Source organism: Novosphingobium aquiterrae (genome assembly GCF_042434435.1).
Lineage (GTDB): Bacteria > Pseudomonadota > Alphaproteobacteria > Sphingomonadales > Sphingomonadaceae > Novosphingobium > Novosphingobium aquiterrae.
Genome location: NZ_JBHLTL010000006.1, coordinates 142,956 through 169,647, shown reverse-complemented (window position 1 = coordinate 169,647; position 26,692 = coordinate 142,956). Strand labels below are relative to the sequence as shown.

The window sequence follows — 26,692 nt, the reverse complement described above, 5'->3', positions numbered from 1 at the left end:
GCCATGACAATGCAGTTTCGCGCGCTTGCCGATCAGGCCGCCGCCAATGGGTCCATCGATCCATCCGAAGTGCTGGCCCTGCGCCAGGCCGGCTGGGCCGATGGCAGGATCGATCCCGAAGAGGCGGAAAGCCTGTTCCTGGCCAATGAACAGCTGCACGCGCCCGATGCCGCATGGGCCAGCCTGTTTGTCGAGGCACTCAGCAATTTCGTGGTCAACACGGTCGAACCGCATGGCTATGTCGACCAGGCCATGGCCGACGAACTTGTCAGCCGGGTCGATCGCGACGGCAAGGTCGATTCGCTGGCCGAACTTGAGCTGTTGGTTCGTGTACTGGAAATCTCGAGCAGCACCCCCGCCAGCCTCAAGTCCTATGTTCTGCGCCAGATCGAAGCTGCAGTGCTGAGCGGCGAGGGACCGACCCGCGCCGGCGCGCTCGATCCCAAGGCGATCAATGAGGCCGAATGCGATCTTCTGCGCCGCGCGATCTTTGCCGCCGGGGGCGATCGGCCTGCTGCGGTGAGCAAGGCCGAAGCCGAAATGCTGTTCCGCATCAAGGACGCCGCACTTTACGAAGTCAATGCGCCGCAATGGCAGACGCTGTTCGTGCAGGGCGTCGCCAATTACCTGCTCGGCTTCGGTGGAACCGAACCGCTAAGCGTTGAACGCGCCAGGGAGCTTGATCGCTTCATGGCCGGCGAAGGCGCCGGTGTTGGCGGATTCCTGGGCCGCATGCTGACCAGCAAGCCTGATTTCCAAGGCTTCGGCAGCCTGCTCGGCAGCGAGGATGAGGCTGACTATCTTGCAGAACGCAACGACGAGGCAGCCGTGGCTCAAGTCTTCTCGATCGACGAAAAGGCCTGGTTGCACGACCGCCTGGAAGCCGACGAAGAGCTGGACGATCTGGAAAAGGCGCTGATCGCCTTTATCGATTCAGAGACGGGCGAAACCTTTGTACCCCGCCCCGGCCGAACCTAGACTGTAAAGCTCTCACCGCAGCCGCAGGCGCCCTTGGCGTTGGGATTTTCGAACACGAAGCCCGCGGTGAAATCGTCATCGCGCCAGTCCATCGTGCTGCCGATCAGGTAGAGCACCGAGCCACCGTCGATGAAGAAGGTGCCCCCGGCAGTCTCGATCCGCTCGTCCATCGGATTGGCCGCGTTCACATAGTCGACCGAATAGGCCAGACCGGAACAGCCCCGCCGCGGGGTCGACAGCTTGACCCCGATCGCGCCTTCGGGCGCCTCGGCCATCAGCGCACCGATCCGCGCTTCGGCGGCAGGGGTTAGAATGACAGCGGCAGGGCGCTGACGCAGCTTGGTTTCGGTCATCACAGCATCCCCAGTTCAAGGCGTGCTTCATCGCTCATCTTGGCCGGATCCCATGGCGGGTCCCACACCAGGTTGACCTCGCAGTCGCGCACGCCGGGTACCGCATCGACCCGCAGCTCAACCTCGCCCGGCATCGATTCGGCCACCGGGCAATGCGGCGTGGTCAGCGTCATGGTGACGATCACCCCGCCGGCGTCATCGACATCGACCCCGTAAATCAGCCCCAAGTCATAGATATTGACCGGAATTTCGGGATCGAAAATGTCCTTGAGCGCGGCGACGACCGCTTCGTACAGATCGCCGCCAGGCGCGCCCGCAGCCACGTCCTGCGGCTTTTCGGCCAGGAAGCCTTCGAGGTAGTCGCGCTTGCGTTCAAGCTTTTCGGCCGGGCTTTCGACATCTTCCACCCGCGCACGCGGCGGCGGGGCCACGCTTTCGACCTGTTCGATGCTGAACTTGCTTTCGTCGTTCACCCGAAAATCCTCCTGGTGCGCTCGATCCCGCGCAGCAACGCGGCGATGTCACTGTCATCACTGTACAGGCCGAAGCTGGCCCGCGCCGTGGCCGGCACGCCGAGGTGCTCCATCAGCGGCTGGGCGCAGTGGTGCCCGGCGCGGATCGCGACACCTTCCTCGTCCAATATGGTGCCGAGGTCGTGCGGATGCACCCCCTCCAGCGCGAAACTGACGATCCCTGCGCTGTCTTCGGGTCCGAACAGGGTCACATCGTTCATCCGCCGCAATTCGTCGCGCAGTGCGGTGACTAGTGCGGTCTCATGGGCATGGATCGCGGTCAGGCCGATGGCAGAGACATAGTCCACCGCCGCGCCCAGCGCGATTGCCTCGACGATTGCAGGGGTTCCTGCCTCGAAGCGCTGCGGCGGAGGTGCAAAAGTGGTGCCGGCAAAGCTGACCCGGTCGATCATCGCACCGCCGCCCTGCCAGGGCGGCATCGCGGCGAGGATATCGGCCCGGGCCCAGAGCACCCCGATCCCCGTCGGCCCATAAAGTTTATGCGCCGAAAAGGCGTAGAAGTCACAGTCCAGCGCGGCGACGTCGAGCGCCAAGCGCGGCACGGCCTGACAGCCGTCGAGCAGGATCTTCGCTCCGACCGCGTGGGCCAGACGCACCGCACGCGGCGCATCGAGCACCGAGCCGAGGACGTTCGAAACATGGGCAAGAGCGACCAGCTTGTGCGCCGGGGCAAGCATGGCTTCGGCCGCATCGAGATCGATCCGCCCATCGGCGGTGAGCGGGCAGACGTCGATTTCAACGCCCGTGCGCGCCGCCAGCATCTGCCACGGGACGATGTTGGAATGATGCTCCAGCGTGGACAGCAGAATGCGGTCACCGGCCTTCAGGTTTGCCAGGCCCCAGGTCTGGGCGACCAGATTGATCGCCTCGGTCGCGCCGCGGGTGAAGACGACTTCATCCTCGCGCCCGCCGATGAATTCGGCAACCTTGCGCCGCGCTGTTTCATAGGCCTGGGTCATCTCGGCCGAACGGGCGTAGACCCCGCGGTGAACCGTCGCATAGTCGCGGCCCATGGCCTGGACCATGGCATCGATCACCGCCTGCGGCTTTTGCGCGGTGGCGGCAGTATCGAGGTAATGCCAATTGTTCGCAAGGCCGGGAAAATCATCGCGCAGGGCGGGCGCAAGCGCCGCACCGCCTTCGCCTTCCCAACGCGACAGCGCGCGAGCCGTAGGGTTTTCAGCGGCCGCGTTCACAGCATCGCCTCAAGCGCGGCAATCGCTTGCGCGATCAGTGCCTCTTCATCCGCAGCGCCGGCAAAGGCCTCGGCAACGAAGGCCTGCAGCATCAGGCGCTTGGCCAGTTCGGGCGGTAGACCGCGCTGGGCCATATAGAACAGCGCCTGCGCGTCGAGTTCACCCACCGCACAGCCATGCGCGCACTTGACGTCGTCGGCGTGGATTTCGAGTTCGGGCTTGGCATTGGCGGTCGCCGTCCGGTCAAGCAACATGGCCCGTACCGATTGCGACCCGTCGGTGCCGTCGGCGCCCTTGGCGACCAGCACCTTGCCAAGATAGTTGACCGTCGAGCCCGCCCCGGCGACCGAGCGCACTGTCTGATTGCTCACCGCGTCGGGGGCGATATGCGCGACATGGGTCACCACTTCAAGGGTCTGTTCCGCGCCTGCCAGCTGCGCCGCGCCGAAGGTGAAATTCGCCCCCGCACCCAGTTCCGCGCGCACCGCGATCCGGCCATAGCCAGCGCCGGCGTTCAGCACGCGCAGATCGAGCGACGCGCCCGCGGCCAAAGTGATCACCAGTTCGCGCACGCCATCATTGATCAGGCTCAGCGCGCGGACTTCATTTTCACCCAGAACGATCGTCTCGACCGCTACCGGCCAAACGCGCTCCAGCGCGGCCAGGTCGGCATAGCGGAAATCCTCCTGCCGCCGGGTTGGAAGCGCCGTGCTCACGCCGCAACTGCCTCATAGCCATGCTCTTCGAGTTCGAGCGCAAGTTCGGGTCCGCCGGTGCGAACGATCCGTCCGCCCGCGAGGACGTGGACGAAATCCGGTTTCACGTAATCGAGCAGGCGCTGGTAGTGCGTGATCAGCAGCACCGCCTTGTCAGGGCGGCGCATCACCGAATTGATCCCATCGCCAACAATCCGCAGCGCATCGATATCGAGCCCCGAATCGGTCTCATCAAGGATCGCCAGCTTGGGATCGAGAATGCCCATCTGGACCATCTCGGCGCGCTTCTTCTCGCCGCCCGAAAAGCCGACATTTACCGACCGCTTGAGCATGTCCATGTCCATCCTCAGCAGCGCGGCCTTTTCGCGTGCCAGCTTGAGGAATTCGCCGCCCGACAGCGGCCCTTCCCCGCGCGCCTTGCGCTGTGCGTTAAGGCTTTCGCGCAGGAACTGGACGAAAGACACGCCGGGAATCTCGACCGGGTACTGAAAACCCAGGAACAGCCCGGCCGCGGCGCGTTCGTGCGGGTCCAGCGCGAGCAGGTCCTGCCCGGCGAATTCGACCGACCCGCCGGCAACTTCATAGCCCGGACGGCCGCCCAGCACATAGCCCAGGGTCGACTTGCCCGCGCCGTTGGGTCCCATGATCGCATGGACTTCACCCGCGCCTATGGTCAGCGACAGCCCCTTGAGGATCGGCTTGTCGGCGACAGTGGCGGAGAGGTTTTCTATTGAAAGCAGGGTCACAGTTTCAGTCCGGTTATGGAAGCGATTGCACGCGCGATTTCGTCATTCAGGGCCAGGATCGTTCGGTTTGCGGCGGCCTCGGCCTGAGCGCCACTCAGGCCCCGGGTCGCATCGGCGATGCGCCGGTCCCGCACCCGGGCAATCTGCGAGCCGCAAAACGACCGCACCTGCACCACGGCTGTGCGCAGGTCTGGCTGGTCGGTCGCGCTCGATCCGGCGAGCAGGCAGCCCCGCAGGCGCGATTCGACCAGGTCGGCTGATGGGGTCTGCTCGGTCGCCGCAGGCAGGGGCTGCGCCGCCAGAACCGGCGTAGCAACAATCAGCGCCAGCGCAGGAATAATGCGTGTCGGCATGGTCATTCTCCCAGGGCAAACCGCTTGTGGACCCGGTCGACCGGGGTGCCATCGGCGAGCGGAACGCCGGAGGAAACGCCGTGGTCGATGAACCCCTGCTTGCTGTAGAAGGCCAGTCCGCCGGCATTGTCGGCGCGGATCGTGGCGTTGATCGCGCTGTGGCCAAGCGCGCGGGCGCGGGCGACGGTCACCGGGAACAGTGCCGAGCCGACGCCGCGCTGCTTGCCATCGACTCGGACAAACGTGCCGATATCGCCAATGTCTTCGGGGAGGCCCGGATACCGGCCCAGGGTCTGGAAGCCCGCCAGCTCGCCGCCCTCATCGACCGCGACGTGGCAGCAGTGGACCTTGGGCCCGGTGAGGTACGCCGCGTCGAGCGCTTCCGGGGCGAACTCCGCCTGCAAGGCAGTCGTGCCGCCGGCGCGGATCACTGCGTTGAGCAGGTCGGCCAGCGCGGGCGCGTCGGCGCTGGTCACGGGGCGGACGGTGACAGTCACTGCGCAGTGTCCCGCGGCGGGCGGCGCTGTTCGCGGTGGGCGCGGCCGCGTTCGTCATAGCGCGCCTTCATAGCCACGACGATCTGGGAGACCACCGCAGCGGGATCGGCCAGCACATCGGCGGCTGGAAAGCGCAGCAGGTTTACCCCGACCGCCGCCAGGCTCTGGTCGCGCCGGGTCAGCAGCGCGGGATCGCCGCCCTCGTCGATCGACACCGCGATCTTCAAGGGATTGCAGGCGAAATCGACCAGTGCCGAGCCGATCACCTGCTGGCGGGTCAGCTTGTACTTGCCGAGATTGGCCTCGTTCAGCGCCGCACTCAGCGCCTTCTGCGCCTCGGTCGGATTGAGCTTGGCGATCCGCGCCTGCTCGTGAATCGCATCGAGCCGCGCCTTCGAAATCGTCCAACCGCGCCCGCGCTTCTCAATCGCGGGGGCCTCGGCGCGGTCCTCGGGCGAGAGGATGGTGAGAGTTTTCTTGGTCAACCGACCGATCCTTCCAATGATATGCCAAGCAGCTTCTGCGCCTCGACCGCAAATTCCATCGGCAGCTGCTGCAGCACTTCCTTGGCGAAGCCGTTGACGATCAGCGCCACCGCCGCTTCCTGGTCGAGCCCGCGCTGCATCGCGTAGAACAGCTGGTCGTCGGAAATCTTGCTGGTCGTCGCCTCGTGCTCGATCTGCGCGCTAGGATTGCGCACTTCGATATAGGGCACGGTGTGCGCGCCGCAGTCCTTGGACAGCAGCAGCGAATCGCATTGGGTGAAGTTGCGCACGCCTTCGGCCTGGGGGGCGACGCGGACCAGGCCGCGGTAGGTGTTCTGGCTCTTGCCGGCCGAGATGCCCTTGCTGACGATGGTCGAGCGGGACCCACGTCCGTTGTGGATCATCTTGGTCCCGGTATCGGCCTGCTGGTAATTGTTGGTCACCGCCACCGAGTAGAACTCGCCCACCGAATCCTCGCCGTTGAGCACGCAGCTGGGATATTTCCAGGTGATCGCCGAGCCGGTTTCGACCTGGGTCCAGCTCACTTTCGAACGCTTGCCCTGGCACAGCGCGCGTTTGGTGACGAAGTTGTAGATCCCGCCCAGCCCCTCGGCATTGCCCGGGTACCAGTTCTGCACGGTCGAATACTTGATCTCGGCATCGTCCAAGGCGACCAGTTCAACCACGGCGGCGTGGAGCTGATTCTCGTCGCGCATCGGCGCAGTGCAGCCTTCGAGGTAGGAGACGTAGGCGCCCTTGTCGGCGACGATCAGGGTGCGTTCGAACTGCCCGGTGTTTTCGGCATTGATCCGGAAATAGGTGCTGAGCTCCATCGGGCAGCGCACCCCTTCGGGCACGTAGACGAAGGTCCCGTCGGAAAAGACCGCGCAGTTGAGTGCGGCGAAGAAATTGTCGCGCACCGGCACGACCTTGCCCAGCCACTTCTTCACCAGCTCAGGATACTCGCGGATCGCTTCCGAAATCGACAGGAAGATCACCCCGGCCTTCTTGAGCTCTTCGCGAAAGGTCGTCGCGACCGAAACCGAATCGAACACCGCGTCGACGGCAACCTTGCGTGCGCCCTCGACTCCGGCGAGGACCTTCTGCTCCTCAAGCGGGATGCCCAGCTTGCGGTAGACCTCGAGAATGTCGGGATCGACCTCGTCCAGGCTGGCCAGCTTGGGTTTGGCCCGCGGCGCGGCGTAATAATAGGCGTCCTGGTAATCGATCGGCGGGACTTTGAGCATGGCCCAGTCGGGCATCGGCATGGTCAGCCAGTGGCGAAATGCCTTGAGCCGCCACTCGAGCATCCATTCGGGCTCGTTCTTCTTGGCCGAAATGAACCGGACCGTGTCTTCGTTCAGCCCCTTGGGGGCGAAATCGGTTGCGATGTCCGCCGACCAGCCGTGCTCGTAATCGGCGACCTTGGCTGCGGCTTCGCGGGCGGCCTGATCCTTGACCATATCGTTCATCGTGCCCCCTCCGTCAGGCGGGTCAGCGGCACATCGGCCAGCGCGCCGCGCACCGCCGTACTGACCAGCGCCCAGTGCGGGCGAGCGACACAGCCCGCCTCATGCGCGCAGTCGCCAGACGCACTGTCACCACAGGGGGCAAGAGCGATCGGGCCTTCGACGGCTTCGACGATATCGGCCAGGGTGATCGCTGCGGCCGGCCGCGCCAGCTTGAGTCCGCCGCCGGCCCCGCGCGAGCTGCGCAGCAGACCGGCTGCGGTCAGGCGGCTGACCAGTTTCTGCACAGTGGGGACCGGCAGTCCGGTCTCATCGGCAAGCTGCGCCGCGGCGACCCGCGCACCGCCGCAATGCCGCGCGGCGGCGGTCATCGTCAGCACTGCATAGTCAGCCATGTTGGAGAGGCGCATTGGCACGTCCAGTCAAATCAGATCGAATCTATCCGATTTGCCCTAGGCGGCTTTTTTCGGGATTTCAACCGTGCGTAGGCGCCAGACAAAAGAGCGGCCCCCCCGGGGTGCCGAGAGGGCCGCTTTGAGTCTAAGAACTCGTCGCACAAAGCTACGAGCCCTTCGGGTCGCAACGTCGAATTACCCGATTCGCATCCAGGCCGATTGTATAGAATCGACAAAAAGTGGGTGAAAATGCTCACATCGGTTAAAGCTGGGGCGCAATAATGTCCTGGCGCGGGACACGTCGACAGCGCGGCATGGTCCTGCCATAGGCTTCGCGCAATGATCTATGCATTGCTTCGCCCCATGCTTCGCTACCTCGATGCAGAGGATGCGCACCGGCTTGCCATTCACGCCCTGAAGGCCTGGCCCCGCGGCGGAGCCAAGCGCACCGACGGGCCGCTGGCAGTGCAGGTCGCCGGCCTGGACTTTCCCAATCCGCTGGGTATCGCCGCCGGATTCGACAAGGACGCCGAGGTCCCCGACGCGCTGCTTGGCGTCGGCTTCGGCTTTGCCGAGGTCGGTTCGATCACCCCGCTGCCCCAGGCCGGCAATCCGCGGCCGCGCCTGTTCCGGCTGGAAGCGGATCGCGGCGTCATCAACCGCATGGGCTTCAACAACGGCGGGGCTGAAGCGGCGGTGTCGCGGCTGGTCCGCCGGGCCGGGCGGCCGGGTATCGTCGGGATCAACATCGGCGCGAACAAGGATTCGCCCGACCGCGTGGCCGACTATGCGACGATGGCGCGGCTGATGGCGCCGCTGGCCAGCTATCTGGCGGTCAACATATCCAGCCCCAACACCCCGGGCCTGCGCGCGCTGCAGGACGAGGCTGCGCTGACCGGACTGCTCGACGCGGTGCTCGAATCGCGCGGCCGTCATGGCCCGCCAGTCTTTCTCAAGGTTGCACCCGATCTTACGCCTGCGGATATCGATGCGATTGCCCGTATCGCCGTCGACAAGAGGCTGGGCGGGCTGATCGTCTCCAACACCACCATATCGCGCCCTGTGCTGCATTCGCCCCATGCCGGCGAGACGGGCGGACTTTCGGGCGCTCCGCTGCGCGATCTGGCGCAACAGCGCTTGCGCGATTTCCGCAAGGCGACCGGCGGCGCGCTGCCGCTTATCGGGGTCGGCGGGATTGCCTCGGCAGACGACGCCTGGGCGCGGATCCGCGCCGGCGCCAGCCTGGTTCAGCTCTATTCGGCGATGGCCTATGCCGGCCCGGGGATTGCCCGGACCGTGACCAGGGGCCTGGCCCGCCTGATGCAGCGCGATGGGTTCGCCACCATTGCCGAAGCGGTCGGAACCGAATAGCCTTGGCGGCATGACCTTCACCAGATCGCTTGCCCTGCTCGCCGTCCCGGCATTTGTCGCGACGGGCCTGACCTCTGCCGCCATCGCGCGTCCCAGCGCATCGTCACCCTATGCCAAGGGCATGGTCAGCGCCGCCGACCCGCGCGCGGCAGAGGCCGGGGCGCGGATGCTGCGCGCCGGGGGCAGCGCCACCGACGCGGCGATCGCGACGATGCTGGCGCTGACTGTGGTGGAACCGCAAAGCTCGGGAATCGGCGGCGGCGGGCTCTATCTCGCCACCGCGGGCGACGGCCGGGTGGTGACGATCGACGGGCGCGAGAAAGCCCCGGCGGCAGCGGACGAGCAATGGTTCACCCGCAATGGCAAGGTGATGAGCTTTGCCGATGCCGTTCCCGGTGCGACCAGCATTGGCGTGCCGGGCAACATCGCGCTGGCCGCCGCGGCGCACAAGGCGCGCGGCAAGCTGCCCTGGGCGCGGCTGTTCGGCCCGGCGATCAAGCTGGCGCAAGACGGCTTCGTCGTCACCCCGCGGCTCAATGCCATGCTCAAGGGCAGCGCCGCGACGGCAGCCTTTACCGCCAGCGGCAAGGCACTGTTCTATGACGGAAATGGTGAGGCCAAGGCGGTCGGCACCCGGATCGTCAATCGCGATCTGGCCCTGACCCTGCACACCATCGCAGCGCAGGGGTCCAGGGCGTTCTATGACGGCGCCAATCGCCGCGCCCTGGTGGCTGCGGTGACCACTGCCGCGCGCAACCCCTCGCCAATGACCGAGGGCGACGTGGCCGCCTATCAGGCCAAGGAGCGCGAACCGGTTTGCGGCAATTACCGCGCGTACCGGATCTGCGGGATGGGCCCGCCCAGCTCGGGCGCGACAACGGTCTTCGCCACGCTCAAGCAACTGGAGCGCTTCGACCTGACCGCGCTGGGCAAGGATTCGCCCACGGCCTGGCACCTGATCGCCGAATCGATGCGCCTCGCCTATGCCGACCGGGCGCGCTATTCGGGCGATGCCGATTTCGTGCGCGTGCCGGTCGCCGGGATGACCGATCCCGACTATCTGGCCAAGCGATCGGCACTGATTGCTGCCGACCGGACCATGCCTCCGGTCACCGCGGGCGTGCCGCGCGGGGCCGAGGCGCTGGCGCTGGCCGATCCCGCCCCGCAGGACGAGCATGGGACATCGCACTTTGTGGCAGTCGATCGCCGCGGCAATGCCGTCAGCTATACCTCGACGATCGAAAGCGCGTTCGGATCGGGGCTGATGGCCGGCGGCTATTTCCTCAATAACGAACTGACCGATTTCGACATGAACCCGGTGCTGGACGGGAAGCCGGCCAACAACCGCGTCCAGGGCGGCAAGCGGCCGCGAAGCTCGATGAGCCCGACCCTGGTCTTCGGCCCTGATGGCAAGCTGCGCCTCGCCGTTGGTGCAGCAGGCGGCGCGACCATCCCGGCGCAGGTGATCCGCGCGGTGATCGGGGTGATCGACTGGAACCTGCCGGCGCAGCAGTCGCTCGCGCTGCCGGTGATCTTCGCACCCGGCGGAGATGCCGTCTATGTTGAGCAGGGCAGCACGCTGGAAGCGATGATCCCGGCGCTGCAGGGACTGGGCCATGCCAGTGTGACGGCGCGCGCCTTGCCGCTGAAAGCAAATGCGATCGAAGTGGTGGGCGGAAAGCTTTCGGGCGCGGCTGACCCGCGGAGCGAGGGGCGCGCGATCAGCGAATAGCTTGCCGGGATGAAGCGCCCAGCCTAGGCAAAAGGCTGGGTTAAGAGGATTCGTGCCGCAATAAAGGGGCCGTGCACGCAATGAACATTTCCGATCTGCCGACCAGCAACAATCTGGTCGAACTGCTTTTCCGCCGGGCCGACCTGCGCGGCGACAAACCATTCCTGTGGGCCAAGAAGGGCGGCAAATGGCAATCGCTGAGCTGGTCTGACGCGATCGCGCAGATCTGCAACCTGGCCGAAGCGCTGCGCACGATGGGCCTCAATGCCGGGGACCGGGTGCTGCTGGTCTCGGACAACCGGCCCGAATGGCTGATCGCCGATTTCGCGATCATGGCGGCGGGCTGCGTCACCGTGCCGGCCTATGTCACCAATACCGAGCGCGATCATTTGCACGTGCTCGACAATTCGGGCGCGCGCGCGGTGATCGTGGCCAATGACAAGTTGGCCAAGCCACTGCTCGGCGCGGTGCTGCGCGCGGCCCACGCCGACCACGTCATCGGGATCGAGCCGCTGCGCATCGCCCAGACCGGCACCTTCGAATATCACGACTGGGCCGCGCTGGTCGCGGGCGACGCCGCAGCCGCGCGCAAGGCCGTCGACGCGCGAATCGCCGGGATCAGACGGCAGGACCTGGCTTGCATCATCTATACCAGTGGCACCGGCGGCGCGCCGCGCGGGGTGCGCCAACACCATGGCGCGATCCTGTGCAACGTCGATGGCGCAGCGCGGGTTCTGAACGAGGATTTCGGCCTGGATGACGAGGTATTCCTGTCATTCCTGCCACTCAGCCACGCCTACGAACATACCGGCGGCCAGATGCTGCCAATCGGCGTCGGCGCGCAGATCTATTATTCCGAAGGTCTGGAAAAGCTGGCCAGCAATATCGAGGAGGTGCGCCCGACGATCATGGTCGTGGTGCCGCGCCTGTTCGAAGTTTTGCGCACCCGGATCATGAAGCAGATCGAAAAGCAGGGCAAGCTGGCCAACTACCTGATGGACCGGGCGATCGGCATCGGTACGATGAAGGCCAAGGGGCGCAAGCGCTGGCGCGACGCGCCGCTGAATCTGGTGATCGAACGCGCGCTGCGGCCGAAGATCCGCGCGAGGTTCGGCGGGCGGTTGAAGGCGATGGTTTCGGGCGGGGCACCGCTCAATCCCGATATCGGCGTATTCTTCGATTCGATGGGGCTGACCATGCTCCAGGGCTATGGCCAGACCGAGGCCGGGCCGGTGATCAGCTGCAACCGGCCCAGCGTCGGACTCAAGATGGATACGGTTGGCCCGCCGCTCCATGGGGTCGACGTGCGGATTGCCGAGGATGGCGAAATCCTGGTCCGCGGCGAGCTGGTGATGCATGGATACTGGCAGAACGAGGCCGAGACGGCGAAGGCGCTGCAAGATGGCTGGCTGCACACCGGCGATATTGGCCACATCGACGACGCGGGCCGGATCGTCATCACCGACCGCAAGAAGGACATGATCGTCAACGACAAGGGCGACAATGTCAGCCCGCAGAAGATCGAAGGCATGCTGACCCTGCAGCCAGAGATCGCCCAGGCGATGGTGATCGGCGACAAGCGGCCCTATCTGGTCGGGCTGGTCGTGCCCGATGCCGAATGGGCGCTGGAATGGTCGCGCGCCAATGGCGAGAAGTTCGATCTGCATGCCCTGCAGGATCTGCCTGCCTTCCGCTCGGCGGTGCGCGGCGCGATCGACCGGGTCAACCAGGATCTTTCGGTGATCGAAAAGGTCCGCCAGTTCGCTTTCGCCGACGAAGCCTTCGGAATCGAGAACGAGGAAATGACCCCCAGCCTGAAAATCCGCCGCCACAAACTGAAAGAGCGTTACGGCGAGCGGCTCGACGCACTGTACAAGGGCTGATTACGCAGCCTCGGCTGCGATCCGCCCGAAGACGCGCTGCAGGGCACCGGCGATCCAGTCCTCGTCAACGTCGCCATAGCTGATTGCCGAAGCGTCGCCGGGCGCCAGGCGGAAACGGCTGCGCTCGATCGCTTCGGCGTCCATCACCGCCTGCCCGCGCACCAGGCCCACCGCGACGGCGCAGACGCGGGTGCCGTGCACCTTGAGCACGTAGCGCCTGATGTTGCCGGCCGAACCCTCTTCGGTCAGTTCGTAGTCCTCGCGCTCCGCAACGGCGGCCTGAGTCAGTTCGGCCAGCCGGGCGAGCATCGGCCCTTCCTCGCGGGCCCAGCGCATCCGTTCGAACTGGACCTGATCGACAGCCGCGGACAGCCGGTCGCATTCGCGTTCAAAATTGGTCTGGAGCACGACGATCCTTCAGCTCGGGGCGTCGGACAAGGACCGGTCGACGGACGGCACCCCGGCCTATGCGCCAGCAGGTCCTAACAACTTGCCCTGAATCGACGTCGGTCGATCAGCGCCGCCCAAGCCAGGCACGCAAACGTGCCCACAATCCGGGTCGCTCGACCGCAATATCCCCATCCAGCTCATGGTTAGCCGACGGCGCTTCATCTTCGAGCCAGCCGATGCCGAGCGGCCAGATCGGACCCAGATCGGACTCGGCCGGATCTGTCGCCGCGACGGGTTCCGGTTCGCGCTCGATCGGACGCACTTCGGGCACGTGCGGTGCAAGCAGCGATTCGAGGCGGTCCTGCAGGCTCGGTTCGAGCAAGGCAAAGCCGGGTCCGACCGGAGCCTGGCTGGGAAAGCGCGGACGCGGCTGCGGCTCGCTGGAAACTGGTTCCGGCGCACGCGGCGGCAAGGGCAGGTCGGCCAGCGGTGGTGGCGGCGGAAAATCGTCCTCGGCGGGCACCGGCTCGTCCTGCGGTGCTGCGTCTTCAAGGCGGGCGATCTCGAATGGCAGCTCGGCCAGGGGCGGCGCGGCCGGCACCGGCACCGGCGCAATCTCGGGCGAAGCGAGGTCCGGCACGGCATCGTTCGGCGCAAACACATCGCGCGCGGATGCCTCGAACGGCAGATCGGCAACCGGCGGCTTTTCGGGCGGCAAGTCTTCGGGCGGGAAGTCTGCGGACGGCAGGTCTTCGGGCGGGATCCCGGCATCGTCCGGAGCTTCGGCATCGCGGGGCGGGCCGAGCATGTCGCGGAAATCCCAGGCATGGCCCGGGGCCTTCTTGGTCAGCAGCGGACCATTGGGGATCGGAATGATCGCCGTTTCCGGTTCGTGCAGCGCAGGCTGCTCGGGCTCGCTTGCGGGCGGCGCGATAACCGGCGGTTCCTCGCGGTGATGGATGCCGCGCAGGTTGGCGATGCGCACCGCCATTTCCTCTTCGCTTTCCTCCAGCACCAGCACGGCGCGCTTCTTGGCGCGGGGGATGCCGGTGACCAGCAGACTGGAATAGCGCGGACCGGGCACCCCGCGGTCGACCACCTCTTCTTCTTCGGCGGCTTCGGCGGCCTTGCGCACATCGTCGGGCAGACCGACCACCGGCGCGTCGAAATAGGGGTAGACCCCGTTGCTGCCGGCCATGACGCAAAGCGGGCGGGGCAGGCCGTCGCGAGCAATGCGTTCGCTGACTGCCTGGTGGAGCAGCACCGAGAGCACACAGGCCCCCAGCGATCCGGCGCGGATTTCGTCGGCGTCGGGCTCGTCGCTGGCCAGCAGCCGCGCCTCGAGCAGGGTCAAGGCGCCGTGCAGGTCGTCGATCCCGCCGAGCGAGAGCAGGTTGTCGCGGGCCTCGCAATCGTCAGCCCAGGTGCAGCCGTGAAACGAATAGCCATCGAGCAGGTCTTCACGCCCGCTTGCCGAAAAGGGGAAGGCATCGTCGGTGTAATAGCCAGTTTCGATCAGCGGGGTGAGCCGGCCTTCAGCATCGGGCTGCGGGGCGTCTTCGCCCGCCCAGCCAAAGGCGATCGACAGTGCCGAGACCGGGCGACCGGGCCGGTCGTGGCGGCGCAGGGCATCGCCCAGGCCGTCCCAGCCGTAAAGGTTAAGCTCGCTGGCAGAGACGGTCAGGAAGCGTTCGGGCAGGATCCCGCCGGGCTGGGCAAAGGGCGCGATCAGCGCGCGCAGGCGTTCCAGCGCCGCACCGGCAAGGTCGTGGCGCAGCCGCATTTCGATCGAACGACGGAACTCTTCTTCGCTCAGTCCGTCCAGGGTAATGGTTGTCACGCGCGTTTCCCCGCCGCTTGCAAGCACGGACCGTGGCGCAGAATGGTTGATATGGCGTTACGAGCGAGGCGGCTCACGGTAATTTTACGCCGCTTCTTTCTCGACCCATTCGGGATAGAAGCTCGGCTCGCGCGCCGACCAGCCCGGCGCGGTGGCGGCGGCTTCGCTGATCGACTGGAGCAGGTATTTGCGCTTTTCGGGGCGGATCTGCGGCAGCGCGGCGGCAGCACAGAAGGCCGAGGGCAGGAACGGGCGGACATCGGCGCCGAGCAGCCGCTCGTAGAGAAAGCGAAACGCCGAAAAGCCCTCGATGCGTTCCTGGGCGAGATCGAAGGCGGCGATCCGCACCAGCTTGCCGATATAGCTTTCCAGCGCATCGAAACCGGTTTCGGCGGGAACCTGGCCGCGCAGCGTCTTGAGTTCCTGGTAGACCAGGTACTGGCTGCGGATCGAGCGGCTTTCGCCATCGTCGCGGGCCCACAGCTTGAACGCATCCTGCCGCCCCAGCCCGACGTCGAGGCTGCGCTTGATGTAACGCTGCTCGCAGGCGGTGAAGCTCGCGAACTCGCGCAGCTCTGCGATGGTCAGCGATGCAGTTCCGGTATTCGCCATGGTCTTGCCCCCAAATGTCAGGGTCAAGATCGCGCAAGATGGTTAATTAGCCGTTAGCTTGATCGATCAGATCAGTCCCGCCAGCGGACTGCTGGGATCGGCGTACTTGCGCGTTCCCATCCGGCCCGAGAGGTAGGCATGGCGACCGGCCTCGACCGCCAGCTTCATCGCTCGCGCCATGCGCAACGGGTCCTTCGCTTCGGCGATCGCGGTGTTCATCAGCACCCCGTCGCAGCCCAGCTCCATCGCCACGGCGGCGTCGCTGGCGGTGCCGACCCCGGCATCGACCAGCACTGGCACCGACGCACCCTCGACGATCAGGCGGATCGTCACCCGGTTCTGGATACCCAGGCCCGAACCGATCGGCGCGCCCAGCGGCATGACCGCGACCGCGCCGGCGCTTTCAAGCTGCTTCGCGGCAATCGGATCGTCGGTGCAATAGACCATCGGCAGAAAGCCCTCGCCGGCCAGTACTTCACAGGCCTTCAGCGTTTCGCGCATGTCCGGGTACAGCGTGCGCGCCTCGCCCAGCACTTCCAGCTTGACCAGATCCCAGCCACCCGCTTCGCGCGCCAGGCGCAGGGTGCGGATCGCCTCGTCAGCAGTGAAACAGCCCGCGGTATTGGGCAGGTAGGTGATCTTTTTGGGATCGATGAAGTCGGTCAGCATCGGTGCCTTGGGATCACTGACGTTGACCCGGCGTACAGCGACGGTGACGATCTCTGCCCCGCTGGCTTCGACCGCCGCGGCGTTCTGGGCAAAGTCCTTGTACTTGCCGGTGCCGACGATCAGCCGCGATCGGAAGGTGCGTCCGGCGACCGTCCAGCTATCTTCACCATCACCCTGGCCCCCGCCGACGAAATGGACGATTTCCAGCACGTCGCCATCGCCCAGCGCCACGCCGGCCAGCGTCGAGCGGGCAACGATCGCGCCATTGCGTTCGACCGCAACCTTGGCCGGATCGAGTTCGAGGCTGCGGACCAGATCGGCGACCGATCCGGGCGCGGCGCGGCGCAGTTCGCCGTTGACGGTAAGGGAGAGCGTGTGGGTCATCGCCCCCGCAGATAGCGCGGGCGCGCGGATAATCAACGCTTCACGCCGCGCAGCGATTGTACCGTAGGTTGCGCAGATGCGCGAAGGCCAGGGCGGCTACACCGGCGATGGTGAAGATTGCTTCGGCCGTGCCGTGCCCGGTGAACAGCGCCACCGCCATCAGGGCGAGCCCTGCAGCGCCCGCGTGCAGCGGCACCGGATCGCCGTGGCGGATCACGCCCATCACCAGCGTGACCCCGCCGACGGCAATAGCCAGGGCCAGGCCGACGCGATGGATGGCCGGGGACAACAGCACTTCGCCGCCCAGACCCAGCCCGGCGACCAGGACCAGGCTGGCCAGGCAATGCACGGCACAGAGTCCCGACAACAGGACGCCGACCCGGTCAAGCCGGTCGCGAATCAGGGGCATGGCCATGCGCATTGCGGGTTCCATTTATGTGATAGTATACCATCATTCAAGCACCAAGGTGCAGGTCGGCCTATTTCCCTTGCGCTTTGCCGCTGGCGGAAGCAGAGCGCGCGCCATGAACGCGGTCGCTCCCTCCGTCGCCGCGGGCTCTGCCCCGGTTGTCTCCACGTCCCGCCCGCTCGCTCTGGCGCGCTGGCTGTTTGTCGTGGCCGCGCTAGTCGTGCTGATGGTTGCCGTCGGCGGGATCACCCGTCTGACCGAATCGGGCCTCTCGATCACCGAGTGGAAGCCGGTCAGCGGTGCCCTGCCCCCGCTCAGCGAGGCGCAGTGGCAGGCCGAGTTCGAGGCCTACAAGCAGATCCCGCAGTATACCAAGGTCAATGGGCCGGCGGGCATGACCCTGGCCGACTACAAGTTCATCTTCTTCTGGGAATGGTTCCACCGCTTGCTTGGGCGGACCCTGGGGCTGGCATTTGCCCTTCCATTGGCGTGGTTCTGGGTGCGGCGGGCGATCCCGGCAGGTTATCATGCGCGGCTGGTCGGGCTGCTGCTGCTTGGCGGACTGCAAGGCTTCGTCGGCTGGTGGATGGTCAAGTCGGGCCTGACCCAGGACGTCAAGGTCAGCCACTTCCGCCTCGCAACGCATCTTCTCCTGGCGCTTACCACGTTGTCTGCGCTGGTCTGGACCGCGCTGGATCTGCGGGCAACGGCGCGCGGGGAAGCCAGGGCGCGCCTCACGCCGCTGGCGGCGCTGGCCATAGCCATGCTGGCACTGCAGCTGTTTTACGGCGCGTTGCTGGCCGGCCTCCGGGCAGGATATGTCGCTGGTTCGGGCTGGTTCAACTGGCAGGCCTGGCCAATGATGCAGGGCAAGCTGCTGCCCGACGGGATCGACTGGTCGCAGGGTACGGCCCACGCCTTTCTATCCGACCCCTATCTGGTCCATTTTACCCATCGCTGGTGGGCCTGGGCCGTGGTTGCCGTTCTGATCGTCCTGGCCCGCAAGGTCCGTGCGGCGCATCGCCCTGCCTCGGTTGCGGTCCATGCCGCCTTTGGCACGCAGATCCTGCTGGGCATTGCCACGGTGATGAGCGGGATGTCCCTGTGGCTCGCCGGGCTGCACCAGCTGGTGGGCGCCTTGCTGGTTGCCTCGGTGGTCTGGGCGGCGCATTGCCTGGGCCGGGCAAGAGGGTGACGCGCGGCTGGACGCTTGCGGCTTGACGAAGCACGGAATACCTGTGCCAATATTGTCCCTGTATTTCTGCCTATCGCAAGGGCAAGCGAACCGGACAAGGAAAGGGGCCTGGGAGTGATAGTCAACGTCGACGCCACACCATCGGCGCCAGCGCCATGAAGCGGCACGCGATTTTGCTGGCCAGTATTGCCGCGCTTGCGCCGTGCGGCGCGGCAACACTGCCGGCGAAGGCAACCGCTGGCGGCGAACTTCCACATTTCTTGCCGCCCAGCAGCGGAGTCCTGACCCGAACGGTCTGGCGTTACTTGTCGACTGGCGAGCAGATCGTTGTGACGCGCCGTTATGCCGTACGTTTCGCGCCCTCCGCAGAAGGGTTCCGGCTCGACGGCGACCTGATCGAAGCGCGGGTCGAGGCACCTGCCGAACTTGATGCCTTTGCCGATCTGGAACGCCAGCGCCCCGACACGACCTTTCCGATCCTGCTCGACAGGCGCGGTACGGTGGTTTCGGAAGGCGGGCCGGCTTCTGCAGAAATTAGCACCCGCCTCGACAACCTGCTGCGCGTTACGTTGGGCAATGCGCGGATCGATCCGCAGGCAAAGGCCGATGCCTTGGCCCAGGTTCCGGTCATTTCTGCCGCAGGCGCCGCTGGGACGCCGTTTCCGGCCGACTTTTTCCGGGCCCAGCCAGGAGCGCGGCGCGAAGTGCGCAAGATCGGCCTTCCGGGCGGCGATCAAGGTGAGGTTGAAGTCGCAACCCGGATCGACGACCTGACGGCCGGCGCCCCGTCGCGGCAGGTCGAACGCGTGGTCACGACGCGGCTGGCCGGGACAACCAAGGTCTCCCGCGAAGTGTGGTCGTTGACCGCCTCCTGACCGTTGCGGTATTATTTTACCTCTCGGGAATAGCCCGGATATCCTTGACTTTCCGCGACGGTTCGACGAATGGGCCGCCTTCTCCCGCCGTGAGGCGGAGATTCGCAATTCCCAGGGTAACCCCTTCGTACAAGGAAAGCTGGCCATGAAGGCGCTCAGCAAGGTCACCCGGTCGATCAAACCGGCCGAGGTGGAAAAGAACTGGCATCTGATCGATGCCGATGGTCTGGTGGTCGGGCGTCTGGCCGTGGTCATCGCCAATCATCTGCGCGGCAAGCACAAGCCGAGCTTCACCCCGCACGTCGATTGCGGCGATCATGTCGTCGTGATCAACGCCGGCAAGGTGCGGCTGACGGGCAACAAGCTCAAGCAGAAGACCTATTACAAGCACACCGGCTATGCCGGCGGGATCAAGGAAGTCACTGCCGACAAGGTGCTGGACGGCCGTTTCCCGGAACGCGTGCTTGAAAAGGCCGTGGAACGCATGATCCCGCGCGGTCCGCTGGGCCGGGCGCAGATGCGTGCCCTTCACCTCTACGCCGGCACCGAGCATCCGCATGGCGGCACCCAGCCGCAGCCGCTCGACGTTGCTGCCATGAACCGCAAGAACAAGGTGGGCGCCTGATGTCCGAAGAAACCGTCACCGATCTCGCCGATCTCGGCGCGATTGCCGAAACCCCGGCGGCACCCGCTGCGCCGACCATGCCGCTGCGTGAAAAGCAGATCGACGCCCAGGGCCGTGCCTATGCCACCGGCCGCCGCAAGGATGCCGTGGCCCGCGTGTGGATCAAGCCCGGTTCGGGCAAGATCACCGTCAACGGCCGCGACCAGGACGTGTATTTCGCCCGTCCGACGCTGCGTCTGGTTATCGACCAGCCGTTCCAGATCGCCGACCGCGCCGGCCAGTACGATGTCATCGCAACCGTCAAGGGCGGCGGGCTTTCGGGCCAGGCCGGTGCCGTCAAGCACGGCATCGCCACCGCGCTGACCAAGTTCGAGCCTGCCCTGCGCAGCGTGGTCAAGGCCGCCGGCTTCCTGACCCGCGACAGCCGCGTGGTCGAACGCAAGAAGTACGGCAAGGCCAAGGCACGCAAGAGCTTCCAGTTCAGCAAGCGCTGATCCGCCTGCCAGATCGAATTGCAAAAGGGGTCGGCCTGGCGGTCGGCCCCTTTTTCATGCCCGGAGAACAGCAATGCCAGGACGGATCCTGAGAAGTGCGGGCCTGGCGCTGGTCGCCAGGGCCAATGCCCAGCGCTGGTTGACCGGTGCGATCGGTGCCGCCCTGGCCATTGCCGCCACCGGCCTGATCGCCGCATCGCTCGGTGCGGCGACAGCGCCTGGCGCGTGGCTGGTCGCCTCGATGGGGGCCTCCGCGGTCTTGCTGTTCGTGCTTCCCGCCAGTCCGCTGTCGCAGCCCTGGCCGGTGTTCGGGGGGCATGTGCTGGCCGCCGCGATCGGACTGGTGGTGCGGGCCATCGTTCCCGAACCCTGGCTCGCCGCCGGCATCGCAGTTGGCGCGGCGATCGTTCTGATGAACCTGGCGCGATGCCTTCATCCGCCAGCGGGCGGAACCGTCCTGATCACCACCCTGGCGACCCCGGCGGCTTTGACCTGGTCATTCCTGGTCTTTCCGCTTGCGCTGAATGTACTGGTGCTGCTGATCTGGGCGGTTGGCTGGAACCGGCTGACGGGCCACAGCTATCCGCACCGTACCCCGCCGGTTGCCGAACAGAGGACATGGGTCGGCCATATCGACGATGCCGATCTGGACGCGGTGCTGGCCGAATGGAACGACGTCCTCGACATCAGCCGGGAAGACCTGCTGGGTGTGCTGCACGCCGCCGAAGCGCGCGTCTTTGCACGAACAAACCCGCGCCAGCGCTAAACCCCGCCGGGCAAGGGGCCGCTTGGCACTTCGCCGACCTGAACCTGCGCGCTGGCCAGGTGATCGCGGTTGCGCACGGAGACACGGACCGCGTCGCCGCTCAGTTCGACGCGGTTATAGCTTGCCGGGGTCGAGCGCAGCCGGGTCGACAGCGTGCCGGCACCGACCAGCCGCAAGGGTCCTTCCGGCGTCTCTTGCACCAGATCGAAAGGATCGTGGACGTGGCCGGTCAACACGGCGGCCACCTTGCGCTTTGCCAGCTGGGCCATCGCGTGATCGCCGCCAATGGTGAGACGTTTGCCCGAAGGCGCATGTTCGGGCAGCGGATGATGCGCGGTCACCAGCACTCGTGTGCCCGGCGGCAGTGCGTCGATCGCCGAAAGCGTCCGGGCCAGCGCCGGCTTGCGGACCCAGCCATCGACCCATGGCCAGCGCCATTGCGCCCGCGTGGTCGTGCGCAAGGGAACCACGGCGAGACCAGGAAAATCGAGCTCGCGCTCGACCAGCCGCTCGATCGCAGCGAAACGGCGAAACGGCGCTATGAAGCGCTCGATCAGGTTGAAATAGGGCATGTCATGATTGCCGACCTCAACCGTCACCGGCACACCCAAAGTGCCGATCCACGCGCAGGCCGCTGTGAATTCGCGGTGCCGCGCCCGCATCGTCAGATCGCCGGTGATGAGGACGGCATCGGGTCGTTCAAGCGCGATGGCATCGCGCACCCATTCAAGGGCAGCATCATCCTCACGCCCGAAGTGCAGGTCGCTGATGTGAAAGAACGTGAAGTCGGGTGTCATTGCCCGGAGGCAAGCAGATCGACGGCCAGGGGCGCAAGCGAAAACGTCTCGCGCGGTCGTCCTGTCTTGCGTTCACCATCGATCATCAGGTCCATCGGTGCGCCGTCGACGGTCTCGCAATGGACTGCGCGGTGGCTGCCCAGCTCGTCGTGCGGGCCTTCGCGGAAATTGCGGCGCAGCAGGGCCAGACCTTGCTTGAGGTAGTCGGCAATACCGTCGGCGCCATAGCCATCGACGACAATGCCATTGGGCTCGGGCACCAGGCGCACCCCGCCATAGCCGTCGGCCTTGCCCAGTTCGGGATCACGTAAACGCACCAGCGCGCCCCCAGCGGTTTCGCGCGCGGCACCAAGCGCGGTCTGCGCCGTCGCGACGATATTACCCTCGCGCATTTCCTCGCGCACGTCGCTCCAGGTGGCGCCGGGGCCGGCCAGCAGCTCGCAGATCGCCTTGCCGCCGCTCCAGCTGACCGCATTGCGGCGTTGCCGCACCAGCGTCCCTGACGCCAAGGCGGCAATGATCCCGTCGGCAGTGCAATCCTCACCATGCAGCGCCCTCGCGCAGAGGTTGGTCGTCCCACCCGGCAGAACGAGGATCTGGCCGTCCCAGCCCTCGGCACCGCAGACCACGGAGCCCAAGGTCCCGTCGCCGGTGAACACCGCCAGTGTCGCGACGCCGGCGCGGGTCAAGGCCTGCTGGGCCAGGTCGGGATTGGTGGTGATGTCGATCACCCGATCCGGCGCAAACCCAGCCTGGGCCAGCGCTTCAACAAGAGCGTTGCGCGCGGCATCGTCATTGCTTCCGCTCGCAGGATTGACGACGAGCCATAAGGGTGCGTTCTTGCGTGCCATGATGCACGGCTAACGAAGCGTCTGTGCACTTGTTCCGCGTCACACCCGCCCACTGAGGATCAACCACGCTGCCGCGGCATTGACCGTCGTATAGCCGGCATAGAGCATGGCCCAGCCGGTACTGCCCTGGGCGACCAGCAGCAGCACGCCCAGCAGCATGCCGAATTCGACCAGGGTTGCAGCGCGGCCGCCCAGCAAGTGAAAAAATCCTGCCATCGATTCGAGCAAGGGATGCCCGCTGTCGACAACCGCCTTGTGCAGCACGAAATTGGCCACGCCGAACAGGAAGGTCACGAACAGGGCCATGTCCCCAACCGTAGAGCGCCGCCTGCCGCCTTGGCAATCGCCCTGCGCTCAGCGTCCCGCCATGGCCTTGGCCCGGGCCAGATAGGTTCGCCCGATCCGCACCGAGGTGCCGTCGGCCAGTTCGGCCGACCACACCCCCAGCCCGTCATGGCGCAGACCGGTGATCCGGTCGCGGCGCAGGATGGTCGAGCGATGAAGGCGGATGAACCGCTCCGGATCGAGCCGCGCTTCCAGCCCCGAGACGGTCTGCAGCATCAGATAGGACCGCGCATTACCCTCGTTCTGGCCAACGTGGAGCCGGACATAGTCACGCTCCGCATCGATCCGGTCGACATCGGCGGCGGCAATGCGCAGCAGTTCGGAACGGTGGGGCACCCAGAATTCGCTGAGCCATTGTCCCTCATCCTTGCTGCCGCTGCCGCGCCGGGCGACTGCACGGGCGATGGCGCGATCGAGCCGTTCGGGCGTGACCGGCTTGAGGACATAGTCGACCGCGTCGAGATCGAAGGCCTCGACCGCAAAACTGTCATGCGCGGTGACGAAGATGACCGCCGGCGCGGCGTGCGCCTTGCCCAGCGCACGGACCACCGACAGCCCATCGAGTTCGGGCATGGTCATGTCGAGCAGGACAAGATCGGGGGCAAGGTCGGCAATTGCGGCAAGCGCGGCGTTGCCATCCTGCGCTGTTCCGACCACTTCGACCGCGGGCAGATCGCGGCAGATGTGCAGCATCCGCTCCAGCGCCAGCGGCTCATCGTCGACGACCAGGGTGCGCAAGGGGCTATGATCAGGCATGGCGTTCCAACGGCATGCGGATGACGGTCGTCCAGCCGCCATCCGGTCCTGGCGCGGAAACCAGGCTGGCCTGATCGCCGTAGCGCGCGGCGAGCCGGTCGCGGACATTGGTGAGCCCGATCCCGAACCCGCCGGCACCTTGTCCCTTGCCGCCGGGCCCATCATCGCTGACCGTAAGGACCAGAGTCTGCCCCTCGCTCCGCGCGGCAAGCAAAACGGTCACCGGGCGCGCAACCGGCGTGACCCCGTAACGCACCGCGTTTTCGACCAGCGGCTGCAGGATCATGCCTGGCACGCTGGCGTCGGCAAGATCGGGCGGAAGATCGACTTGGACCCGCAGCCGTTCGGGAAAGCGCACGGCCTCGATCTGCAGATAGAGTTCCTGCTGGGCCACTTCCTGATCGAGCGCCTGCTCGGCGCTGGGATCCCCGGCCAGGCTGCGACGATAGAACCCCGACAGCGACTGGATCATCCGTTCGGCGGCCTCGCTCTTGCCGGTCAGGACCAGCGCCGACAGCGAATTGAGCGTGTTGAACAGGAAATGCGGATTGACCTGATAGCGCAGCGAGCGCAGCTCGGCCGCTTTCGCGGCACGGCGGTACTCACCTTCGCGGCGTTCGGCATCGCGGGCCTGTTCGGCATTGACCAGGGCAAAATAGAGCGCCGCCCAGGCCAGCAGCAGGAAGTAGCGCCCCAGGGCAACGTCGGTCAGCTGGCGCCAGCGGATGTCCTTGCGGGTATCGGCATCGATGGTGATTGCCGATTCGGCCTGTTCCTGTTCGGCAATGGTCGGAATGGGCGGCGATGGCTTGGGCAGAAGTGGCGGCGGGCCAGCCGCTTGCGAAGCGACCGCATTCGGATCTTCGCGGTCGATCGGGTCGACCAGCAGGTTGCCCGCCTCGTCGCTACGGATCCGCAGGCCTTCGCGCTCGCCAATGCGCGCCGTCGCCTGCTCCTCGATCGGGGCGAAGACCCACTGGTTGATCTGCGCCAGCAGCAGCGACGCGGGCAGCGCGATCAGCAGCACCGCTACCGACTTTTCCCACAGCGGCCGCGGATCGAGCAGGCGCAGCAGCGGCCACAACGCTGCGGTCACCACCATCGAGGCAAGGATCACGACCACCCGCCGCCAAAGCAGCGCGTCGTAAAGATCCAGCCCGACCAGCCAGCCGCGCAGGGTGGCGATCACGAAATAGGCAAGCCACAGCGCCGCGATCGACACGAAAACAACGCGTGCAGGAACGCGGGGGACGGGCGCCGGGTCAGCCATGGTCCGCAGCTAGCCTATCGGCACGGGCCAAGGCCAGTCGCTTTATCGAGAGCCCGGCGTCCTTGGTCGAATGGGTTCAACCCGGCAACAAATGCTCGCGCGCGATCTTTTCCTGCCAGACCAGCGGGGCCAGCTTGTGGACGTTGTTGCCCTCGCTATCCACCGCCACGGTCACCGGCATGTCCTCGACCGTGAATTCGTAGATCGCTTCCATGCCGAGGTCCTCGAAGGCCACGACCTTGGCCTCGCGGATCGCGCGGCTGACCAGATAGGCCGCGCCGCCGACCGCCATCAGGTAGGCAACCTTGTGTTTCGCGATGCAGTCGACCGCGCCCTGGCCGCGTTCGGCCTTGCCGATCATGGTCAGCAGGCCGAGGTCGAGCATCATGTCGGTGAACTTGTCCATCCGCGTCGCCGTCGTCGGCCCGGCCGGACCAACGACTTCGCCCATCACCGGGTCGACCGGGCCGACGTAATAGATCGCCCGGCCCTTGAAATCGACCGGCAGCGTCTCGCCCTTAGCCAGCATGTCCTGGATCCGCTTGTGCGCGGCGTCGCGCCCGGTCAGCATCTTGCCATTGAGCAGCAAGCGGTCGCCGTGCTTCCAGCTCTGCACCTCTTCACGGGTCAAGGTGTCGAGATCGACGCGCTTGGCGGCCTTGTCAGGCGCCCAGGTGACATCGGGCCATTCATCTAGTTTGGGCCGTTCCAGGAAGGCCGGACCCGAACCGTCGATGGTGACGTGGGCATGGCGCGTGGCCGAGCAGTTGGGGATCATCGCCACCGGCTTGCCCGCGGCGTGGCACGGCCATTCCTTGATCTTGACGTCGAGCACCGTCGTCAGTCCGCCCAGCCCCTGCGCGCCGATGCCCAGGGCGTTGACCTTGTCGTACAGCTCGATGCGCAGCGCCTCGGTATCGGTCTGGGCTCCGCGCGCCTTGAGATCGTGCATGTCGATCTCTTCCATCAGCGATTCCTTGGCAAGCAGCATGGCCTTTTCCGCCGTGCCGCCGATGCCGATGCCAAGCTGCCCCGGCGGGCACCAGCCCGCGCCCATGGTCGGCAGCATTTCCAGCACCCAGTCGACAATCGAATCGCTGGGGTTCATCATCTTGAACTTGGACTTGTTCTCGCTCCCCCCACCCTTGGCGGCGACATCGATCGAGACGGTCCGCCCGGGAACCATTTCGACGTTGAGCACGCAGGGGGTGTTGTCGCGGGTGTTGCGACGGGTGAAGGCAGGATCGGCGACGATCGAGGCACGCAGCTTGTTGTCGGGATGGAGATAGGCGCGGCGCACCCCTTCATCGACCACCTCCTGCAGCGAGCGGCCCGACTCAAGCCGGCAGTCCTGGCCCCATTTGAGGAAGACGTTGACGATCCCGGTATCCTGGCAGATCGGTCGGTGGCCTTCGGCACACATCCGGCTGTTGGCCAGCACCTGGGCCATGGCATCCTTGGCCGCCGGGTTCTGCTCCCGCTCCCACGCTGCGGCCAGCGCGCGGATATAGTCCATCGGATGGAAATAGCTGATGAACTGTAGCGCGTCGGCCACGGTTTCGATCAGGTCTTCCTCACGAATGGTCACCATCTCGGTCATCGCCCGGTTTTCCTCTTGAACTGGCAGCTTCGCCCCCATAGGCGCAGCATTGGCGTGTCGTCAAAGCTGCTTTGGCACTCGATGAACGCCTTGCAGGGCCATTGCCT

General features: G+C 66.0%; 30 protein-coding genes. 9 read left to right on the top strand and 21 right to left on the bottom strand.

What is annotated here, in order from left to right; genetic code table 11:
• Positions 1 to 3 precede the first annotated feature (3 nt).
• Positions 4 to 978, top strand: coding sequence for a hypothetical protein (locus tag ACFFF7_RS10600; RefSeq protein WP_379481323.1), 975 nt, complete (start codon positions 4 to 6; stop codon positions 976 to 978).
• Here the strand turns inward: ACFFF7_RS10600 and ACFFF7_RS10595 are convergent.
• The 10 genes from ACFFF7_RS10595 to ACFFF7_RS10550 form a co-directional block, all read right to left on the bottom strand.
• The gene (locus ACFFF7_RS10595) at positions 975 to 1,331 is read right to left on the bottom strand and encodes a HesB/IscA family protein (RefSeq protein ID WP_379481322.1); all 357 of its coding nucleotides are present in this window, start codon (positions 1,329 to 1,331) and stop codon (positions 975 to 977) included. The two genes, ACFFF7_RS10600 and ACFFF7_RS10595, sit on opposite strands and share 4 nt — an antisense overlap.
• Positions 1,331 to 1,804 carry an SUF system Fe-S cluster assembly protein gene (locus tag ACFFF7_RS10590; RefSeq protein ID WP_379481321.1) on the bottom strand — a complete coding sequence of 158 codons (474 nt, stop codon included), beginning with the start codon at positions 1,802 to 1,804 and terminating at the stop codon, positions 1,331 to 1,333. Before ACFFF7_RS10590 ends, ACFFF7_RS10595 begins: the two co-directional genes overlap by 1 nt.
• Entirely contained in the window at positions 1,801 to 2,979 is a 1,179-nt protein-coding gene (locus ACFFF7_RS10585) for an aminotransferase class V-fold PLP-dependent enzyme (protein ID WP_379481848.1), read from the bottom strand. The genes ACFFF7_RS10590 and ACFFF7_RS10585 overlap by 4 nt, the downstream gene beginning before the upstream one ends.
• Before the next feature lie 77 nt (positions 2,980 to 3,056).
• On the bottom strand, positions 3,057 to 3,776 hold the full coding sequence (locus ACFFF7_RS10580) for a SufD family Fe-S cluster assembly protein (protein WP_379481320.1): 720 nt from the start codon (positions 3,774 to 3,776) through the stop codon (positions 3,057 to 3,059).
• The gene (sufC, locus tag ACFFF7_RS10575; protein WP_379481847.1) at positions 3,773 to 4,516 is read right to left on the bottom strand and encodes a Fe-S cluster assembly ATPase SufC; all 744 of its coding nucleotides are present in this window, start codon (positions 4,514 to 4,516) and stop codon (positions 3,773 to 3,775) included. Before sufC ends, ACFFF7_RS10580 begins: the two co-directional genes overlap by 4 nt.
• Before the next feature lie 2 nt (positions 4,517 to 4,518).
• Positions 4,519 to 4,875, bottom strand: a complete 357-nt coding sequence (locus ACFFF7_RS10570; RefSeq protein ID WP_379481319.1) for a hypothetical protein — start codon at positions 4,873 to 4,875, stop codon at positions 4,519 to 4,521.
• A gap of 2 nt (positions 4,876 to 4,877) precedes the next feature.
• On the bottom strand, positions 4,878 to 5,372 hold the full coding sequence (locus tag ACFFF7_RS10565) for a GNAT family N-acetyltransferase (RefSeq protein WP_379481318.1): 495 nt from the start codon (positions 5,370 to 5,372) through the stop codon (positions 4,878 to 4,880).
• Positions 5,369 to 5,857 carry a DUF559 domain-containing protein gene (locus ACFFF7_RS10560; RefSeq protein WP_379481317.1) on the bottom strand — a complete coding sequence of 163 codons (489 nt, stop codon included), beginning with the start codon at positions 5,855 to 5,857 and terminating at the stop codon, positions 5,369 to 5,371. The genes ACFFF7_RS10565 and ACFFF7_RS10560 overlap by 4 nt, the downstream gene beginning before the upstream one ends.
• Positions 5,854 to 7,329 carry a Fe-S cluster assembly protein SufB gene (gene sufB, locus ACFFF7_RS10555; protein ID WP_379481316.1) on the bottom strand — a complete coding sequence of 492 codons (1,476 nt, stop codon included), beginning with the start codon at positions 7,327 to 7,329 and terminating at the stop codon, positions 5,854 to 5,856. The genes ACFFF7_RS10560 and sufB overlap by 4 nt, the downstream gene beginning before the upstream one ends.
• On the bottom strand, positions 7,326 to 7,736 hold the full coding sequence (locus ACFFF7_RS10550; protein ID WP_379481315.1) for an RrF2 family transcriptional regulator: 411 nt from the start codon (positions 7,734 to 7,736) through the stop codon (positions 7,326 to 7,328). The genes sufB and ACFFF7_RS10550 overlap by 4 nt, the downstream gene beginning before the upstream one ends.
• A gap of 324 nt (positions 7,737 to 8,060) precedes the next feature.
• Here ACFFF7_RS10550 and ACFFF7_RS10545 point away from each other — a divergent pair, with 324 nt between their 5' ends.
• From ACFFF7_RS10545 to ACFFF7_RS10535, 3 genes are all read left to right on the top strand, one after another.
• Entirely contained in the window at positions 8,061 to 9,092 is a 1,032-nt protein-coding gene (locus ACFFF7_RS10545; RefSeq protein WP_379481314.1) for a quinone-dependent dihydroorotate dehydrogenase, read from the top strand.
• A gap of 10 nt (positions 9,093 to 9,102) precedes the next feature.
• Complete coding sequence (gene ggt / locus ACFFF7_RS10540) at positions 9,103 to 10,824, top strand: gamma-glutamyltransferase (protein WP_379481313.1); 1,722 nt, start codon at positions 9,103 to 9,105, stop codon at positions 10,822 to 10,824.
• An 80-nt stretch (positions 10,825 to 10,904) separates the two neighbouring features.
• Positions 10,905 to 12,707: an AMP-dependent synthetase/ligase gene (locus ACFFF7_RS10535; RefSeq protein WP_379481312.1), complete on the top strand. Its 1,803-nt coding sequence runs from the start codon at positions 10,905 to 10,907 to the stop codon at positions 12,705 to 12,707.
• On the opposite strand, the gene ACFFF7_RS10530 is transcribed toward ACFFF7_RS10535, so the two are convergent.
• The 5 genes from ACFFF7_RS10530 to ACFFF7_RS10510 form a co-directional block, all read right to left on the bottom strand.
• Positions 12,708 to 13,115 carry a hypothetical protein gene (locus ACFFF7_RS10530; RefSeq protein ID WP_379481311.1) on the bottom strand — a complete coding sequence of 136 codons (408 nt, stop codon included), beginning with the start codon at positions 13,113 to 13,115 and terminating at the stop codon, positions 12,708 to 12,710.
• Between the two features lie 106 nt (positions 13,116 to 13,221).
• Complete coding sequence (locus ACFFF7_RS10525; protein WP_379481310.1) at positions 13,222 to 14,937, bottom strand: hypothetical protein; 1,716 nt, start codon at positions 14,935 to 14,937, stop codon at positions 13,222 to 13,224.
• Between the two features lie 84 nt (positions 14,938 to 15,021).
• Positions 15,022 to 15,549 carry a hypothetical protein gene (locus ACFFF7_RS10520; protein ID WP_379481309.1) on the bottom strand — a complete coding sequence of 176 codons (528 nt, stop codon included), beginning with the start codon at positions 15,547 to 15,549 and terminating at the stop codon, positions 15,022 to 15,024.
• Positions 15,550 to 15,615: 66 nt separating this feature from the next.
• Entirely contained in the window at positions 15,616 to 16,602 is a 987-nt protein-coding gene (gene thiS / locus ACFFF7_RS10515; RefSeq protein WP_379481308.1) for a sulfur carrier protein ThiS, read from the bottom strand.
• A 40-nt stretch (positions 16,603 to 16,642) separates the two neighbouring features.
• The gene (locus tag ACFFF7_RS10510; protein ID WP_379481307.1) at positions 16,643 to 17,017 is read right to left on the bottom strand and encodes a MerC domain-containing protein; all 375 of its coding nucleotides are present in this window, start codon (positions 17,015 to 17,017) and stop codon (positions 16,643 to 16,645) included.
• A 109-nt stretch (positions 17,018 to 17,126) separates the two neighbouring features.
• Here ACFFF7_RS10510 and ACFFF7_RS10505 point away from each other — a divergent pair, with 109 nt between their 5' ends.
• The 5 genes from ACFFF7_RS10505 to ACFFF7_RS10485 all read left to right on the top strand — a co-directional run bounded on the left by ACFFF7_RS10505 (position 17,127) and on the right by ACFFF7_RS10485 (position 20,966).
• The gene (locus tag ACFFF7_RS10505) at positions 17,127 to 18,206 is read left to right on the top strand and encodes a COX15/CtaA family protein (RefSeq protein ID WP_379481306.1); all 1,080 of its coding nucleotides are present in this window, start codon (positions 17,127 to 17,129) and stop codon (positions 18,204 to 18,206) included.
• A 155-nt stretch (positions 18,207 to 18,361) separates the two neighbouring features.
• The gene (locus ACFFF7_RS10500; RefSeq protein ID WP_379481305.1) at positions 18,362 to 19,081 is read left to right on the top strand and encodes a hypothetical protein; all 720 of its coding nucleotides are present in this window, start codon (positions 18,362 to 18,364) and stop codon (positions 19,079 to 19,081) included.
• Between the two features lie 145 nt (positions 19,082 to 19,226).
• A complete protein-coding gene (gene rplM / locus ACFFF7_RS10495) occupies positions 19,227 to 19,706 on the top strand; it encodes a 50S ribosomal protein L13 (protein WP_379481304.1) in 480 nt (159 codons plus the stop codon).
• Positions 19,706 to 20,200, top strand: coding sequence for a 30S ribosomal protein S9 (gene rpsI, locus ACFFF7_RS10490; RefSeq protein ID WP_379481303.1), 495 nt, complete (start codon positions 19,706 to 19,708; stop codon positions 20,198 to 20,200). Before rplM ends, rpsI begins: the two co-directional genes overlap by 1 nt.
• 73 nt (positions 20,201 to 20,273) lie before the next feature.
• Positions 20,274 to 20,966: an HPP family protein gene (locus ACFFF7_RS10485; RefSeq protein WP_379481302.1), complete on the top strand. Its 693-nt coding sequence runs from the start codon at positions 20,274 to 20,276 to the stop codon at positions 20,964 to 20,966.
• On the opposite strand, the gene ACFFF7_RS10480 is transcribed toward ACFFF7_RS10485, so the two are convergent.
• From ACFFF7_RS10480 to ACFFF7_RS10455, 6 genes are all read right to left on the bottom strand, one after another.
• Entirely contained in the window at positions 20,963 to 21,763 is an 801-nt protein-coding gene (locus ACFFF7_RS10480; RefSeq protein ID WP_379481301.1) for a metallophosphoesterase family protein, read from the bottom strand. The two genes, ACFFF7_RS10485 and ACFFF7_RS10480, sit on opposite strands and share 4 nt — an antisense overlap.
• Positions 21,760 to 22,614: a diacylglycerol/lipid kinase family protein gene (locus tag ACFFF7_RS10475; protein ID WP_379481300.1), complete on the bottom strand. Its 855-nt coding sequence runs from the start codon at positions 22,612 to 22,614 to the stop codon at positions 21,760 to 21,762. Before ACFFF7_RS10475 ends, ACFFF7_RS10480 begins: the two co-directional genes overlap by 4 nt.
• A gap of 39 nt (positions 22,615 to 22,653) precedes the next feature.
• On the bottom strand, positions 22,654 to 22,920 hold the full coding sequence (locus tag ACFFF7_RS10470; protein ID WP_379481299.1) for a hypothetical protein: 267 nt from the start codon (positions 22,918 to 22,920) through the stop codon (positions 22,654 to 22,656).
• Positions 22,921 to 22,968: 48 nt separating this feature from the next.
• Entirely contained in the window at positions 22,969 to 23,715 is a 747-nt protein-coding gene (locus ACFFF7_RS10465) for a LytR/AlgR family response regulator transcription factor (RefSeq protein ID WP_379481298.1), read from the bottom strand.
• Positions 23,708 to 24,985 (bottom strand): sensor histidine kinase, encoded by a 1,278-nt coding sequence (locus ACFFF7_RS10460; protein WP_379481297.1) that lies wholly within the window; start codon positions 24,983 to 24,985, stop codon positions 23,708 to 23,710. The genes ACFFF7_RS10465 and ACFFF7_RS10460 overlap by 8 nt, the downstream gene beginning before the upstream one ends.
• Positions 24,986 to 25,061: 76 nt before the next feature.
• Positions 25,062 to 26,585 carry a fumarate hydratase gene (locus ACFFF7_RS10455; protein WP_379481296.1) on the bottom strand — a complete coding sequence of 508 codons (1,524 nt, stop codon included), beginning with the start codon at positions 26,583 to 26,585 and terminating at the stop codon, positions 25,062 to 25,064.
• Positions 26,586 to 26,692: the final 107 nt, after the last annotated feature.

Bases quoted from the DNA above. Each gene is read 5' to 3' on its own strand.
- ACFFF7_RS10600 (WP_379481323.1), top strand. From the start codon at position 4: ATGACAATGCAGTTTCGCGCGCTTGCCGATCAGGCCGCCGCCAATGGG.
- ACFFF7_RS10595 (WP_379481322.1), bottom strand. From the start codon at position 1,331: ATGACCGAAACCAAGCTGCGTCAGCGCCCTGCCGCTGTCATTCTAACC.
- ACFFF7_RS10570 (WP_379481319.1), bottom strand. From the start codon at position 4,875: ATGCCGACACGCATTATTCCTGCGCTGGCGCTGATTGTTGCTACGCCG.
- sufB (WP_379481316.1), bottom strand. From the start codon at position 7,329: ATGAACGATATGGTCAAGGATCAGGCCGCCCGCGAAGCCGCAGCCAAG.
- ACFFF7_RS10550 (WP_379481315.1), bottom strand. From the start codon at position 7,736: ATGCGCCTCTCCAACATGGCTGACTATGCAGTGCTGACGATGACCGCC.
- ACFFF7_RS10545 (WP_379481314.1), top strand. From the start codon at position 8,061: ATGATCTATGCATTGCTTCGCCCCATGCTTCGCTACCTCGATGCAGAG.
- ggt (WP_379481313.1), top strand. From the start codon at position 9,103: ATGACCTTCACCAGATCGCTTGCCCTGCTCGCCGTCCCGGCATTTGTC.
- ACFFF7_RS10535 (WP_379481312.1), top strand. From the start codon at position 10,905: ATGAACATTTCCGATCTGCCGACCAGCAACAATCTGGTCGAACTGCTT.
- ACFFF7_RS10520 (WP_379481309.1), bottom strand. From the start codon at position 15,549: ATGGCGAATACCGGAACTGCATCGCTGACCATCGCAGAGCTGCGCGAG.
- thiS (WP_379481308.1), bottom strand. From the start codon at position 16,602: ATGACCCACACGCTCTCCCTTACCGTCAACGGCGAACTGCGCCGCGCC.
- ACFFF7_RS10510 (WP_379481307.1), bottom strand. From the start codon at position 17,017: ATGGCCATGCCCCTGATTCGCGACCGGCTTGACCGGGTCGGCGTCCTG.
- ACFFF7_RS10505 (WP_379481306.1), top strand. From the start codon at position 17,127: ATGAACGCGGTCGCTCCCTCCGTCGCCGCGGGCTCTGCCCCGGTTGTC.
- ACFFF7_RS10500 (WP_379481305.1), top strand. From the start codon at position 18,362: ATGAAGCGGCACGCGATTTTGCTGGCCAGTATTGCCGCGCTTGCGCCG.
- rplM (WP_379481304.1), top strand. From the start codon at position 19,227: ATGAAGGCGCTCAGCAAGGTCACCCGGTCGATCAAACCGGCCGAGGTG.
- rpsI (WP_379481303.1), top strand. From the start codon at position 19,706: ATGTCCGAAGAAACCGTCACCGATCTCGCCGATCTCGGCGCGATTGCC.
- ACFFF7_RS10485 (WP_379481302.1), top strand. From the start codon at position 20,274: ATGCCAGGACGGATCCTGAGAAGTGCGGGCCTGGCGCTGGTCGCCAGG.
- ACFFF7_RS10480 (WP_379481301.1), bottom strand. From the start codon at position 21,763: ATGACACCCGACTTCACGTTCTTTCACATCAGCGACCTGCACTTCGGG.
- ACFFF7_RS10475 (WP_379481300.1), bottom strand. From the start codon at position 22,614: ATGGCACGCAAGAACGCACCCTTATGGCTCGTCGTCAATCCTGCGAGC.
- ACFFF7_RS10470 (WP_379481299.1), bottom strand. From the start codon at position 22,920: ATGGCCCTGTTCGTGACCTTCCTGTTCGGCGTGGCCAATTTCGTGCTG.
- ACFFF7_RS10465 (WP_379481298.1), bottom strand. From the start codon at position 23,715: ATGCCTGATCATAGCCCCTTGCGCACCCTGGTCGTCGACGATGAGCCG.
- ACFFF7_RS10460 (WP_379481297.1), bottom strand. From the start codon at position 24,985: ATGGCTGACCCGGCGCCCGTCCCCCGCGTTCCTGCACGCGTTGTTTTC.
- ACFFF7_RS10455 (WP_379481296.1), bottom strand. From the start codon at position 26,585: ATGACCGAGATGGTGACCATTCGTGAGGAAGACCTGATCGAAACCGTG.